Annotated in this window: 14 protein-coding genes; 7 read left to right on the top strand and 7 right to left on the bottom strand. The window is 66.0% G+C overall.

What is annotated here, in order from left to right:
• Positions 1-379 precede the first annotated feature (379 nt).
• Complete coding sequence (locus TX76_RS08750; protein ID WP_049901664.1) at positions 380-586, top strand: DUF7561 family protein; 207 nt, start codon at positions 380-382, stop codon at positions 584-586.
• Positions 587-639: 53 nt separating this feature from the next.
• On the opposite strand, the gene TX76_RS08745 is transcribed toward TX76_RS08750, so the two are convergent.
• The 3 genes from TX76_RS08745 to TX76_RS08735 form a co-directional block, all read right to left on the bottom strand.
• Entirely contained in the window at positions 640-1,062 is a 423-nt protein-coding gene (locus TX76_RS08745; protein ID WP_228842340.1) for a type II toxin-antitoxin system VapC family toxin, read from the bottom strand.
• Between the two features lie 2 nt (positions 1,063-1,064).
• Positions 1,065-1,292 carry a type II toxin-antitoxin system CcdA family antitoxin gene (locus TX76_RS08740; protein ID WP_049901662.1) on the bottom strand — a complete coding sequence of 76 codons (228 nt, stop codon included), beginning with the start codon at positions 1,290-1,292 and terminating at the stop codon, positions 1,065-1,067.
• Positions 1,293-1,391: 99 nt separating this feature from the next.
• Positions 1,392-2,186 carry a hypothetical protein gene (locus TX76_RS08735; protein WP_049901660.1) on the bottom strand — a complete coding sequence of 265 codons (795 nt, stop codon included), beginning with the start codon at positions 2,184-2,186 and terminating at the stop codon, positions 1,392-1,394.
• A 94-nt stretch (positions 2,187-2,280) separates the two neighbouring features.
• Between TX76_RS08735 and TX76_RS08730 the strand changes: the two genes are divergently transcribed.
• Positions 2,281-4,020, top strand: a complete 1,740-nt coding sequence (locus TX76_RS08730) for a helicase C-terminal domain-containing protein (RefSeq protein WP_049901658.1) — start codon at positions 2,281-2,283, stop codon at positions 4,018-4,020.
• Positions 4,021-4,169: 149 nt separating this feature from the next.
• Positions 4,170-5,477, top strand: a complete 1,308-nt coding sequence (locus TX76_RS08725; protein WP_049901656.1) for a dicarboxylate/amino acid:cation symporter — start codon at positions 4,170-4,172, stop codon at positions 5,475-5,477.
• 28 nt (positions 5,478-5,505) lie between these two features.
• On the opposite strand, the gene TX76_RS18590 is transcribed toward TX76_RS08725, so the two are convergent.
• On the bottom strand, positions 5,506-7,179 hold the full coding sequence (locus tag TX76_RS18590) for a Na+/H+ antiporter NhaC family protein (protein WP_049901654.1): 1,674 nt from the start codon (positions 7,177-7,179) through the stop codon (positions 5,506-5,508).
• 283 nt (positions 7,180-7,462) lie between these two features.
• On the bottom strand, positions 7,463-8,575 hold the full coding sequence (locus TX76_RS08715; RefSeq protein WP_049901652.1) for a 60S ribosomal export protein NMD3: 1,113 nt from the start codon (positions 8,573-8,575) through the stop codon (positions 7,463-7,465).
• A gap of 136 nt (positions 8,576-8,711) precedes the next feature.
• On the opposite strand from TX76_RS08715, the gene htpX reads away from it, so the two are divergent.
• From htpX to radA, 4 genes are all read left to right on the top strand, one after another.
• Positions 8,712-9,587 carry a zinc metalloprotease HtpX gene (htpX, locus tag TX76_RS08710; RefSeq protein WP_049901650.1) on the top strand — a complete coding sequence of 292 codons (876 nt, stop codon included), beginning with the start codon at positions 8,712-8,714 and terminating at the stop codon, positions 9,585-9,587.
• Positions 9,588-10,145: 558 nt separating this feature from the next.
• Entirely contained in the window at positions 10,146-10,748 is a 603-nt protein-coding gene (pspAB, locus tag TX76_RS08705; RefSeq protein ID WP_049901648.1) for a PspA-associated protein PspAB, read from the top strand.
• A complete protein-coding gene (locus TX76_RS08700) occupies positions 10,749-11,198 on the top strand; it encodes a hypothetical protein (protein ID WP_049901646.1) in 450 nt (149 codons plus the stop codon).
• A 150-nt stretch (positions 11,199-11,348) separates the two neighbouring features.
• Positions 11,349-12,383, top strand: a complete 1,035-nt coding sequence (gene radA, locus TX76_RS08695; protein WP_049901645.1) for a DNA repair and recombination protein RadA — start codon at positions 11,349-11,351, stop codon at positions 12,381-12,383.
• A 293-nt stretch (positions 12,384-12,676) separates the two neighbouring features.
• Here radA and TX76_RS08690 read toward each other — a convergent pair whose 3' ends face one another.
• A complete protein-coding gene (locus TX76_RS08690; protein WP_049901643.1) occupies positions 12,677-13,096 on the bottom strand; it encodes an iron-sulfur cluster assembly scaffold protein in 420 nt (139 codons plus the stop codon).
• 56 nt (positions 13,097-13,152) lie between these two features.
• A complete protein-coding gene (locus TX76_RS08685) occupies positions 13,153-14,400 on the bottom strand; it encodes an aminotransferase class V-fold PLP-dependent enzyme (protein ID WP_049901642.1) in 1,248 nt (415 codons plus the stop codon).
• Positions 14,401-14,434 lie beyond the last annotated feature (34 nt).

Genomic DNA, 14,434 nt, shown 5'->3' with positions numbered 1-14,434 from the left:
GCGGTGGCGCGCGGGAGCGCGTCGGTAGACGCGCGACTCGCGCGAGGGATGACTGAGGGAGCGAACGAAGTGAGCGACTGAGGGAGTCGGTTGGGGAGGTATGTGGCTGTTGCGGCGCGGTGCTGAGGTGGTGGTGTCGGTAATCGAACCGCGAACGAGCAACGCGAGTGAGCGGGTGTTTTTAGTCCAGGTTTTTGCGAGGAGTGGTGCGCGAGCGAAGCGAGCGCACCCGACGAAGTAAAAAAGTGGGTGCGGGAGGCATGTGGCCTGCGGTTCTCATTTGTGTCGGCATCGGGTTCGCACGAATCGACAGTCGTCACCCCGGCCACTACCGAGAACCGGAGAAAGGGCTTTCTCCGGGCGCACCCACCGTCCATCCATGACCAGCGAGCCGTGTGACGGCTGCGGGCGTGCAGTGGGGATCGCGGGCGGCATCGCGAACCTCTGGACGTTCGGCGGCGACGCGAGCGAGGGTCTGGCCCTCGAATTCGAGGACGGCTCCGAGTATCTCCTCTGTTACGACTGTATCGAGCGACTCCCCGAAGACGCTCGGGCGGAGGACGTCGCGGCACTCTGCGGCGAGTGACGTCGGATCGACGACGATGTGTCGGTGTGAAGCGTCGCACTCCAGAGCGGTACTCAGTCGCCGAGAGCCGCCACTCGACCGACAGAAACGTACTGTCCTGCTGCGTCTCGCAGCGCTGAGTCCTCCGTGATGAGTTCGAGAGAGTTCCGCCGTGCGATGTGGAGGTAGGCGGCATCGTAGAAGGTCAACCCCTCCTCCCGGGCGGTCTGTGACACGTCGACGAACCCGGGACCGATGACGGTCTCGACGACTGCCTCCCGGCGCAACGATGCGAGGAGTGCCATCGCGTCCTGGAGGCTTGCATCGGAGAGGTCGTCCCGCGCGACCGCCAGCTTCCAGAGTGCGTTGCCCGCTTCGTAGAACGTCAGGTCGAGCGTGTGCTCGTCGAACAGGACGTCGGCCGGCACTCCGTCGCCGGACTTGCCGATCAGCAGTTCGACGATCGAGCTCGCGTCGAACAGCCTGGCGTCGGCCACGGTCAGTGCTCCTCGCGCGTCTCGCGAACCACGTCGACGATCGCGTCCGTCTTGACGCCGCCGCCCACCTGCTCGCGGAGGGCGGTGGCGTCGCGGCGGAACGCCTCGCGCCGGCGTGCGGCGAGTTCGTCGGCGAGTGCTTCGCGGATGACGTCGCTGACGTTGATCCCCTCCTGCTCCAGCTCTTCCTTCAGTTCCTCGGGGATCTTCGCCGAGACGGTCTTCGTCATACTGATTCGTATTACGGGCCGATACTACTAAGCAGTTTTCGTATTGGTGCAGTTTATCGGAGCCCGCTCACAATGTACCGGCTTGCTCTACGCCGTGTCTCAACCCGTACTGCTCGTCAGGAGCCGTCCAACTCGCGATCGGAGCACGAATTCGACGAGTCCTGCTCCGAGGGCCAAGAGAAGGACGACGTACCACCCCCATTCGTACAGTGTGAACAGCGTGCCGGTTCCACCCCCGTTTTCGTGGAGGATCCACCCGTAGGTCCCGTATGTAACCCACGAAAACAATCCTGCAACGGTGAGGGCGGGCGTCCAGAGACGGTAGCGAGCGAAGGTGATACCGACTGCTGCACCCACGAGAAATGCGCCACCGAGCGTCCAACACCATACCGCGGTGTTCCCCAGCGTGTAGAAGAACGCAGTCGACAATCCGAGCCACACGTGGACAGCAAGGACGAATCCAGCATGAAGAACGCCGACGGCGATTCCCGTCCTCATCGCTCGACGTGTGACGATACGCCGAACGGCCGCCGGGTGTCGAAGTCCGTACTCGATACTGGCTGCGTGGACGAACAACACCGCGAGAACCGTCAGCGAGACGTTCAGGCTCGTGAGTGATGTGGAGAAGTCAGGCGTGTTGGTCACGAGAACGCCCACGAGAGCAATTGTGCCACCGATGGCCGTAACACGCGCGGCCCATTGCCACGCGATCACCAGTCCCGCGCCGAGGGCGCTGACCACGAGAAGATAGTGAATCCGCCCCAGCATATTGTTCCCTCCGAGGGCTTGCGTGAGGCTGTATCCGATCAAGAGCGCGGTCCCGGTGACGAGCGCCAGCGCCGCGAGTGCGCCAGCGACGGCAAAACCGATCTCGCGGCCGGTTCCGTCGTCCATGTTGAAAAGTGACACGACATCTTGCATAAGTTTTCTGCCGGCGCTCGGAACGATGGCTCGGAGGATTTACCTTCCGGGCGGCGATTCCCCGAACGTGAACCCCGCCCGGATCGAAGAGGAGTTTCCCGCGCCATCCTACCGGGGGAATCAGCAGGCAGCCCTCGGCGAGATCCGCGAGGCGTTCGCGGCGGGCAACGACGTGGTGTTGGTGCGCGCGCCCACGGGTTCGGGGAAGTCGCTGCTCGCACGGGCGATCGCGGGGTGTGCGGTGCGGGCCGACGAGGCCACCCCCGCCGAGCCGGTCGGCGCGTACTACACCACCCCGCAGGTCTCCCAGCTCGACGACGTGGCGGCCGATCCCCTGCTCTCCGATCTCCAGGTCATCCGGGGCAAGCGCAACTACACGTGTCTGGTCGCCGGCGAAACCGACACTCCCGTTGATCGTGCGCCGTGTGCGCGCGAGACGGGCTTCGACTGCTCGATCAAGCATCGCTGTCCCTATTTTTCGGATCGCACGATCGCCTCGAACCGCTCGGTTGCGGCGATGACGCTCGCGTACTTCATGCAGACCGCGGGCTCGGATGCCTTCGGCCAGCGCGACGTCGCCGTGATCGACGAGGCCCACGGACTCGCCGAGTGGGCCGAGATGTACGCCACCATCGATCTCCGACCCGACACGGTGCCAGTGTGGGACGAGCTTTCGATCCCCGACATCGACGGCGCTGAGGCCGCGGCCCGTTTCGCCGATCGGCTCTCGGGGGTCTGCGGTCGCCGGAAGGACACGCTCGTCGGAGCCGACGAACTCACCATCGCGGAGGTCACCGAGCGTGACCGGCTCCAAGAGCTGATCTCGAACCTCGATTGGTTCGTCTCGGACTATCGGGACCCGGGGAGTGCGAGCACGTGGATCGTCGACCAGCCGGGCGGTGAGAGTAGTTCAGTAACGATCAAACCCCTGAACCCCGAACGCTACCTCCAGCATACGGTCTGGGACCGCGCCAACAACTTCGCGCTACTGTCGGCGACCATCCTCGACAAGGAGGGGTTCTGTCGTGGCGTCGGACTCGATCCCGACGACGCGGCGCTGATCGACGTCTCCCATACCTTTCCGGTCGAAAATCGGCCGCTGTACGACGTCACGCAGGGGAAGATGACCTACGAGCACCGCGACGAGACGCTCCCGGAGATCGCGCGCCTGATCGTCCGGCTCATGGCCCACCACGCCGACGAGAAGGGGATCGTCCACGCACACTCCTACGCCATCGCCGAGCGCCTCGTGGACCGACTGCGCGAGTTCGGGGTCGATGGACGGGTCCGCACGCACGACCGCGAGAACCGCGACGCGGCGCTGGAGACGTGGCTCGCGACGGACGATCCCGAACTGTTCGTTGCGGTGAAGATGGAGGAGGCGCTCGATCTGGAGGGCGATCTCGCCCGGTGGCAGGTGCTCTGCAAGGCACCCTATCCGAACACCCGCGACTCGCGGGTCGCCCGGCGGCTGGAGGAGGGCCAGTGGGGCTGGTACTACCGGACCGCGCTCAAGACCGTGATCCAGGCGTGCGGTCGGGTGGTGCGCGCGCCCGACGATCGCGGGGCGACCTACCTCGCTGACGCGAGCCTGCTCGACCTGTTCGACCGATCGCGCGGCGCGATGCCGGAGTGGTTCGCCGCTCAGGTCGATCGGATGAGCCGTCCGGAGCTGCCGGCGTTCGATCCCGGCGCTGCCGGCGGCGACGGTGGCACGAACGGTACCACAACAGCGAGCCGGCGGACGCGACGATCGCGGTCCGATCCCGACGACCACCCGCTCGCGGACGTCTGGGGATCGGACTGAGACACGACGGTCGACGTCGATCCGGAACACGGTGAGTCGGCGGGAACCGAACGATCGAGCGGGAGCCGGTGACGGGACGTGTGGTATCGTGGTGCAACTCCGGCAAATGTTCGGAGGGTTCATTCCGCCACGAAGTGAAATGACGTTCCGTGTCGTCTTCGTTCACGGATCTCTGGGGAGCGTATCGCTCGGTACCGATCGTCTACCGGATCGGAGTGGCGTTCGTCCTCGGTTCGATAGCCGGACTGGTCGGCGGCCAGCCGCTGACGGCGTTGCAGCCGATCGGCGATCTGTTCGTCCGGCTCCTCGAGATGATCATCGTCCCGATCGTCTTCTTCACGCTGCTGATGGGCGCACGGCGGCTCACGCCGTCGACGCTCGGTCAGATCGGCGGCGTCACGGTGCTCTGCTACGTCGTGACGACCGCGATCGCGATCGTGATCGGGCTCGGCGTCGGGAACCTCGTCGACCCCGGCGTGGGACTGGAGGTCGTCAGCACGGACGTCCAGACGAAACAGGCCCCGAACCTCGGCGAGGTGCTTCTGGGGATCGTCCCAACCAATCCGCTCGGTGCGATGGCCGAGGGCGACATCCTGCCGATCATCTTCTTCACGCTCGTGTTCGGGATCGCGCTCACCCTCCTCCAGGAGGAGTTCGCAGCCGACAGCGCCGTCCATCGCGGCGTCGAGACGATCTTCGACGTCGTCGAGGCGGGCGCGGAAGCGATGTTCAAGATCGTCTGGGGCGTGATGGAGTTCGGGATCGTCGGCGTGTTCGCGCTGATGGCCGCAACGTTCGGGACCGCCGGTGTCGACGCCATCGTGCCGTACGCGAAGCTCATCGGGGCGCTCGGCCTCGCCGTCGGCATCCACATCACGCTCACGTATCTCCTCGTGATCCAGTGGGGCCTCCTTCGAGAATCGCCGATCGCGTTCCTCCGCGGGGCGCGCGAGGCGATGGTGACTGCGCTCAGCATCCGCTCGTCGAGCGGAACACTACCAGTGACGATGAGCGACGCCGACGAGAACTTCGGGATCAGCGAGGAGATCTACAGCTTCTCGCTCCCGCTGGGAGCGACGATCAACATGGACGGGACCGCGATGTACCAGGGCGTGGCCGCGATCTTCGCGGCGAACCTCGTCGGCGAGGCGCTCACGCTCGGCGAGCAGTTCACCGTCGTCGTCACCGCGCTGCTCGCGAGCATCGGGACGGCGGGCGTGCCGGGCAGCGGTCTCATCATGTTGACGCTCGTGCTCACTCAACTGGGACTCCCGCTCGAAGTGGTCGGGATGGTCGCGGGCGTCGATCCGCTGCTCGATCGGCTCCGGACGATGAACAACGTCACCGGCGATCTGGCCGTGACGGCGCTCGTCGCACACGTCTACGACGGCATCGACCGAACCGCGAGCGTGTGGTCCGGGAGTGGCGAGCCCGCGACCACACCACAGGACGACTGAGCGAACACGGCCGAGCGCGGCGGAGCGGTCAGTACGGGATGAGCGAGAACTCCCCCGGCACCACGAAGCCGAGCACGAGAAAGAGCGTGCCGGCGACCGCCGCACACACGAGCGCGTAGGGGATCTGGGTCCGGACGTGGACCATGTGGTCCGCACCGCTGGTCGACGAAGAGAGCACCGTGGTGTCGGAGATCGGCGAGCAGTGATCGCCGAAGATACCCCCCGAGAGCACCGCACCGAGCACCAGCGGGAGGTTCGCGCCGGTCGAAAACGCCACCGGGATCGCGATCGGGAACATGATCCCGTAGGTCGCCCACGAACTGCCGTCGGAGAAGCTGACGAACCCCGTCGTGAGAAAGACCAGCACCGGGATGAGCCCGACCGGCACGCCGCGGAACCAGTCGGTGACGAAATCGGAGATCCCGAGGGTCGTGACGGTGTTCTGGATCGTGATCGCGAGCGTAAGGATCGCGGCTGCGAGGAAGATGCCCTTGAACCCGTTGACCATCGCGTCGGTCGCGTCGGCGTTCGAGGGGATGTCGCCACGCGCCCGAAAGAGCAGGAAGCCGACGACTAAACCGGTGAGCGCGGCGAGACCGAGCCGGATCCCGCCGATGTTGAACGACCACGGCCCGCCAGCGGGGACGATCAACTCGTAGCCGAGCGCCGCAAACACCGTCGACATCCCCGGCGCGTTCACGACGGGGGAAGCGCGCCAGAACATCGCCATCAGGCCGACGCCGACGATCACCGCGACCGGGATCGCGAAGTTACGCCAGTCGGGCGTCGCGCCCTCGTACATCTCGTAGTTCGCCATCTCGTCGGAGACCAGCGGGTCGTCGTCGGGACCCACCACGCCACCGCCGTTGCGGGCGCGCTCTTCTTCCACCCCCATCCCGAAGATGTTGGGGATGACCTGCCACGCGACGAGGGCGGCGACGATGAGCGCGGTCCACGAGTAGAAGGCGAAGCCGATGCTGTTGAAGAACAGCGGCCAGACCGCGTCGGTGGCGGCCTGGAGGCCGTCGCCCGACTGAGTGACGTAGTTCGACATCCCCGACGGGAGGACGTTCTGCTGGGCCGCGGCGGTGATTCCGGCTCCGATGAACCCCACCAGCGCGACGCCCCACGTCGAGTAGAAGGCCAGCCGGGCGGCCGGGCTGCCCGCACTGTCGACGTAGTACGCGAGTTTCGCGCGCGAGACGTCGTACTCGTCGGTCAGCGGGCGCATCATCGAGCCGACCACCAAACAGTTGAAGTAGTCGTCGATGTGGATGATGACGCCCGCGAGAAACGAGGCTTTCTCGGCGTCGGCTGGCGAGTCGACCCGGCTGGCGAGCGCCTCCAGCACGCCGCGGATCGCGCCGGCACGGATCATCAGCCCCATCAGCCCGCCGATCGCAAAGAGCGCGAGCAGGACGTTCTTGACGTACCACGGGTCGGCGAACAGCGCCGACGTGGCGATGAGTTCGGGGATCACCGTCGGGCCGAGCAGTCCCCCGAGAACGGTGCCGGCGGGTTGGCCGACGAGACCGTCCGGAACCCCGACCACCCCGGGGCGGAAGGCTCCGTAGACGACGGCCCCGCCGGCGATGCCGACGAACAGGCCGATGAGCGCGTCGCGGGTGTACCACGCGAGCGCGATGGCGAGGAGCGCCGGCAGCAACGACCACGGACCCGCGGCAATACTTTCGAGCGGCATGCCACTCACGACCGGAGGACGGGATAAAAGGCCGATGAAAGAAACATCCAGCGCGAGGAAACCTCGGAAAATCGGTCACGGATAGCCGGTCGTCGTACGTCGGTTTGCGCCGATGGATCGTGAAAGCACGTGAGCAGGCGACGCCGATCGGCTACCGGGGACGGAGTGGTGCTCAGAGAACGCTTCCCACGGCGTACGCGAACGAGGAGCCGAGCATGAGTATCACGAGGATCAGGGCGAGCCATTGCTGTCGATCCATGGGGAACCGTTGCGAACCGGGGGATTAGTCGGTTTCGGCCGCCTCGTCGGCCGGCAGGACGTGAAGCCCGGCGCGGCTCTTGAGCACCGGTACTGTGTCGGCGTCGGGATCGAGGTAGTCGGGCCGCGGGATCGTCTTCGCTGCGTAGGTCTCGGGATCGAGCACCTGGACGGCATGCGAATCCTCGACGGCGACCAGGGTCGTCTCCACGGCGTCTCCGCGGTCCCCGAGCCGCCTGGCGTCGGGAGCCTCGCCGTCCTCGAACGCCGCTTCGTAGGGCTCGCCGGTGGTGACGTGGACGCCCTTCAGGTTCCCCTGGACGCTCCGGACGAGCAGCGGATCGTCGTCGTCGGGGTCGATGACGTCGCCCGGCGTGAACTCGGGGAGGTGGACGGCGTAGGTCACGCGGTACACCTCGTCACCGTCCTCGTCCTCGGTCACGAGCGTCGCGGATTCGTCCACCGTGCCGCCGAGCTGGCGGACGATCCGGTCGGCGACCGCCCGGCCGATCTGAGTGGTCGAGAGCTTGGCGTCCACACCATCGGCAGTCTCGTCGAGTTCGGTCACGAACGCATCGCGGTCGCCGTCGGCCTCGCGCCCCTCGACGTACTCGGTGATGATGGCGATCGAGCGCTCGGTCTCGTGGTCGTTTGGCGTGCGTCCGTGGGCGCGAACCTGGACCGTGCTCGCGTAGTACTCGCCCGCGATCCGGCCACACCGGGTGCAGGTCCCGCGCCCGATCTTCACCGGCACTGTAATACGGGTCTCGATCGGCCGGTCGTGGACGACCGCCGAGAGGAGACAGTGCATTCTGACGGTGGTCTCGTCGACCTGTTCGGGCTCGACCCGCCACTCGAACGCCTCGGCGTCGACGTGGATCGTGAGCGCCTCGGCCACCTCGTCGATCGCGACGTCGGTGTAATCGCGCGCCTCGACGTCGACCCAGCGCTTGCCGCGCCGGACCGCCCCGCAGGTCGCACACACGAGGACCTCGATCCGATCGGGCGCGTCGACGAGGGAGAACTCCTCGAAGAAACAGTCCTCACAGATCGGTGCGCGTCCGTCGGCCGCGGCGATCCTCGCCCCCGACTCGACGGGGTCGCCACACCGCGGACAGAACTGCCGCGACTCGCTCATTGGACAAGGGAGGGTCCTTAGCGGGTTAAACAGCGTGACTCGTCCGGTGACGAGCCCGGGATCGGCATGGCGGAATTCGGGAATCCGTGGCACGGAACGACGAAGATTTATGACCTGAACGCTTAGTAAGGCCCATATGGAATGGAAGACCGACTGGGGCCTCCAGGCGAGGATGGGCCTGACGATGCTGTTGCTGCTCGCGCTCTACGTCGTCTTCATCGGCGCGCTGTCAATCTACGGGGTTGGGCTGTTCTGGATCACCCTCGTGATGGGACTGTTCATGGTCGGACAGCTCTTTTTCAGCGACAAGCTCGCGCTCCGGAGCATGGGTGCCCGCGAGGTGAGCGAGGAGGAGTACCCCGAACTCCACGCGATGGTGGGGCGACTCGCCCAGCAGGCCGACCTCCCGAAGCCCACGGTGGCGGTCGCGGACAGCCGACAGCCGAACGCCTTCGCGACCGGCCGCTCGCAGTCGAGCGCGACCGTCTGCGTCACGCGAGGGATCATGGATACCTTGAACCAAGAGGAGCTGGAGGGCGTGATGGCGCACGAACTCACCCACGTCAAAAATCGCGACGTCATGGTGATGACGATCGCCACGTTCCTCTCGACGCTCGCGTTCATGATCGTGCGGTGGGGCTGGCTGTTCGGCGGCGGCGACCGCGAGGGCGGCGGCGCACCCGTACTCGTCGCGATCCTCGTCTCGCTGGTGGTCGGCGTGGTGTCCTTCCTCCTGGTGCGCGTGCTCTCGCGTTACCGGGAGTACGCCGCCGACCGTGGCGGGGCGATCATCACCGGCCGGCCGTCCGCGCTCGCGAGCGCGCTCGTGAAGATCGACGGCCGGATGGATCGCGTTCCCGACGACGACCTCCGCGAGCAGGCCGACATGAACGCCTTCTTCATCATCCCGATCAAGAGCGGCGCGATCGGGAAGCTGCTCTCGACGCACCCCTCGACCGAGCAGCGCGTCGAGCGGCTGAAGGACATGCAGAGCGAACTCGAAACGGCCTGATCGCACACTGGATTTTTGCGAGTTACACCGATCGGCGACCCGCCGAGCATCCGCCACGGATGGGACTGAAAGGGGCCGGCGGCTCGACTCCCGGGCCTCGCTGCGCTCCGCGCCTCGCTCACTTCGTTTGCTCGGCTGCGGTGCTTACTTCGTCCGGGTTCGTCGGAAGACTCGCTTCACTCTTCTTCCGTGCCTTCGCTCGCTCATTCCGTTCGCTCACGAAGACGCCGAGCCGCCGGGGGCTTTCGAAACGGTTGTGGTCGGCGGTGCTACCGCTATCGAGACCGCACTGATGCCGACTCAAATGAGAACCGCAGGCCACACGCCTCCCCAACCGACTCCTTCGGTCGCTCACTCCGTTCGCTCCCTCAGTCATCCCTCGCACGGGAGTTGCGCGCCGACAAGCGGCGCGCAGCCGCGCGCCAACCGCCAACTGCTCTAACTGCCAACCGCACCGCAACCGCGCAATCCGTTCGCTACGCGCGCTTCCACAGGAGGTGGTGAGAAGTTCGGGTCGGATCGGTTCGGGTTTTTATTCCCAGCGCTGTAACCCCCGACATGGGCATCTTCGACGGACTCCGATCGGCGCTCGGGATGAGCGCGGAGGCGGACGCGACCCGCGAGGCCGATCCCGAGGACCTCTTCGGGATGAGCACCGCCTACCTCACGATGGAGGCCGACCTGGGCTTCCCACCCGCCGGGGTGGCCGCGCTCTGCTTTTCGGGCGTCGACAGTACGGACTTCGCGGACGCGGTGGAAGAGGTCGAGGCGATCCTCGACGCGGGCGAGGTCGAGACCGGGACCGAGGCCCGCTTCGTCGACGACTCTCATGGGTACGAGTGGGTCGTGCTCGCGGACCGGGATTTCGAGGATCTCGTGACGAGCGTTCACTTTGCCGCCGACACGCTGATCGAGCGGGGGTACGGCTCGCGGCTGCTCGCCGCGCTGTTCGGCTTCGAGAACGAGGGCACCCCGATCTACTGGGTGTACTCCTTCCGACGGGGCGCGTACTACCCTTTCGCACCGCGGTCGAGCAGCGAGCGCGACTCGACCGTGGAGTTCAAACTCGAATCGGTGCTCGACGGCGAGCTCGAAATCGAACCCGACAAGGATTACTGGTACGCGCTCTGGCCCGACAGCGGGCGACATCCCTGGGAGTAGATGCCCGCCGACACGCTCGCCGTCTACGACCATCTCCGACCGACGGACGCCGACGGAAGCCATCAACCGGGTATCTATCGCGTCGTCGGCACGAGCGAGGACGACGTCACGCTCCTCCGGGTGGGCGACGCCGACGGCAGACGAGTCCACACGGGCGAGATCGTCACCGTCCCGAACGACGCCCGCTCGGGGTTCGAACCGGCCGAGAACCCCGACGGCAACCGTTCGGTGGGTGTCGCGCTTGCGTCGCTGAGCGAGAACGCGTACTGGTCGCTCCGGACGTTCGCCGGGTCGCTCGCTACCCATCCCTTCGCCTCGGCGGTCGCACTCGCGCTCCTCGTCACCGGCTGGTTCGGCGAGGGAGTCTTGGAGCTCTCCGACGCCGCACTGAGTGGCCTGGTGCTGGCCGGTGCGTTCGGCCTCGCTTATATCGGCAGCGGCCGACTCTGAGCGGGCCCACGGCACCCACTACCGACCCCGGTTCGCCACAGTCACTCGGCCGTCCCGATTCCGTCCGACGGACCCGACCCCGCCCCTCCAACTACACTTCCACCGAGCTGTTGACGAGGCTTTATGAAGGGAGCCGCACAACCCGGAGGTATGGCAACAACCGAGGACCTAGAGAGCCTGCCCGGCGTCGGACCGGCGACCGCGGACAAGCTCACCGAATCCGGCTTCGACTCGTATCAGGGCATCGCGGTCGCGAGCCCCGGCGAGCTCTCGAACACCGCCGACATCGGCGAGAGCACGGCGGCGGACATCATCAACGCCGCACGCGACGCCGCCGACATCGGCGGGTTCGAGACCGGTGCCAACGTACTGGAGCGCCGCAACGAGATCGGCAAGCTCAGCTGGCAGGTCGACGAGGTCGACGACCTCCTTGGAGGAGGAGTCGAAACCCAGTCGATCACCGAGGTGTACGGCGAGTTCGGTGCGGGCAAATCCCAGGTCACCCACCAGCTCTCGGTCAACGTCCAGCTCCCCAAGGAGTACGGCGGGCTGGAGGGCAGCGCGATCTTCATCGACAGCGAGGACACCTTCCGCCCCGAGCGGATCGCACAGATGGTCCGTGGGCTCCCCGACGAGGCGATCGCCGCCGCGATGGAGGTCCGCGAGATCGAGGGCGGTCCCGACAGCGAGGAAGCGATGGACGAGTTCATCGATGGCATCCTCGACAACATCCACGTCGCGAAGGCGTTCAACTCCAACCACCAGATCCTCCTCGCGCAGAAGGCCCAGGACATCGCGAGCGAGCACGAGGATTCGGAGTGGCCCGTTCGCCTAGTCTGCATCGACTCGCTCACCGCCCACTTCCGTGCGGAGTACGTCGGCCGTGGAGAACTCGCCTCGCGCCAGCAGAAGCTCAACAAGCACCTCCACGACATCGACAAGGTCGGCAACCTCTACAACGCCGCCACCGTCGTCACGAACCAGGTCGCCTCGAACCCCGACTCCTATTTCGGCGACCCGACACAGCCCATCGGCGGGAACATCCTCGGCCACAAGTCGACGTTCCGGATGTACCTCAGAAAGTCGAAGGGCACCAAACGGATCGTCCGCCTCGTCGACGCGCCAAACCTCGCTGACGGCGAGGCCGTGATGCGCGTCGAGGAGGAGGGACTGAAGCCCGAATAGCACGAACCTTTTTACTTCGGGGGATCGCTCACTCGCTCCGCTCGTTCGCTCAACCCCTCGCAAAAACGTTCATGAAAAACACCCGCTCGCTCGGCCTGCGGCCTCGCTCACGGTAGAGCTGCTAGCCTTCCGCGAACCGCACAGCACCGCCGAAGCCCTCGCTCACTACGTTCGCTCGCCCTTCATCCGCCAGGAGAGCTTCGCTCTCCCGAGCCACTGCGTTCGCACTGCGAACGCAGGACGCCAGGCACCGCAACCGCACTACCCCCGCACCGCAACCGCAGCAAAAACCGCTATTCAGTCGTGGTCTTCTCGATCGAGGTCTCCTCGCCCCGATGGATCGCCGCGCCGTCCTGGGCCACCATCTCGACGAGCACCGCACACTTCACTCGCATCGGGCTGATGTCCACCCCGAGGAGGTCGATGACGTCGTCGCGGTCGAGCTCGTCGAGTTCGTCGAGCGTCATCCCCTGGAGTTCGTCGGTCAACATGCTTGCGCTCGCCTGACTGATCGCACAACCCTCGCCCGAAAAGGCGGCGTACTCGATAGTCTCGCCGTCGTCGGCGAGGTTGACGTCGACTTTGATCTCGTCACCGCACATCGGGTTCTCGCCGACGTGGCTGAAGGTGGGATCGTCGAGATCGCCGTAGTTGCGCGGGTTCTTGTAGTGATCGAGGATCTGCTGGCGATACATGTCCGAACCCATGCTCATAGTGAATCGGGGTACGGGCGTGCGACGCAAAAGGATTCCGGGCAGGATCCGACAGCCTACGCGAACAGCTGCCTGGCGTCGTCGATCGCGTCCACGAGAGTGTCGACCTCGGCTCTCGTGTTGTAGAGATAGAACGAGGCACGGGCGGAGGCCGCCGTGCCGAGCACGTCGTGGAGCGGCTGGGTGCAGTGGTCGCCGGGCCGGATCGCCACGCCGTGGTCGTTCATGATGCTCGCGAGATCGTGGGCGTGGACGCTGTCGAGGTTGAACGAGACGAGGCCCGCGCGCTCGCCCGCCGGTGGGCCGTAGATCTCGACGTCGTCGAACTCTTCCAACCGTTCCACTGCGTAGTCGGCGAGGTCGCGCTCGTGGCGATCGATCCGATCGAGACCGATCTCGTCGAGATAATCGGCGGCCTCGGCGAGCGCGATCCCCTCCGCGATCAGCGGCGTGCCGGCCTCGTACTTCCACGGCAGGTCGGCCCACGTCGTCCCCTCGAACTCGACCTTCCGGACCATCCCGCCGCCGTACATGAACGGCTCCATCGCTTCGAGGATCGCTTTCTTGCCGTAGAGCCCGCCGATCCCCGTCGGTCCGCACATCTTGTGGCCCGAGAAGGCGTAGAAATCCACGTCGAGCGCCTCGACGTCGACGGGCTGGTGGGGGACAGCCTGGGCACCGTCGGCGAAAATGTAGCTGTCGTGTTCGTGAGCGAGATCGGCGAGGTCGCCGATCGGGTTGATCGTGCCGAGCGTGTTCGAGACGTGGGTGACCGAGACCATCTCGGTGTCGGGACCGATCACCTCGCGGGCGTGGTCCATGTCGAGACGGCCCTCGTCGTCGATTTCGATATACTGCACGTCCGCACCGGTGCGTTTGGCGATCTGCTGCCACGTCACCAGCGAGGAGTGGTGTTCCATCTCGGACAGGACGACCTCGTCGCCCTCACCGAGCTCGTTGAGTCCCCACGCGTACGCCACGAGATTCAGCCCTTCAGTAGTGTTCTTCGTGAAGATCATCTCCTCGCGACCGCCCGACGCCCCGACGAACTCCGCGAGGCGGTCGTGGGCCTCCTCGTAGGCGATCGAGGCCTCCTGGCTCAGGTGGTGGATCCCCCGGTGGACGTTCGCGTTGGTGCCCCGGTAGTAGTCGCTCATCGCGTCGACCACGCGATCGGGCGTCTGGCTCGTGGCGGCGTTGTCGAGATACGCGAGGCGCTGGCCGTCGCCCACCTCGCGTTCGAGGATCGGGAACTCGCCTCGCACTCGTTCCACATCGAGCGGTTCGGCGGTCTGACTGCTCATTGGCGGTTCGTAGGGTCCGCAAGGGGAACATTCC

Origin of the sequence: Halococcus agarilyticus (assembly GCF_000334895.1) — an archaeon.
In the GTDB taxonomy this organism is placed as follows: Archaea; Halobacteriota; Halobacteria; order Halobacteriales; family Halococcaceae; genus Halococcus; species Halococcus agarilyticus.
The sequence above is the reverse complement of the archived record's forward strand: the minus strand, read 5'-3'. Positions and strand labels throughout refer to the sequence as shown.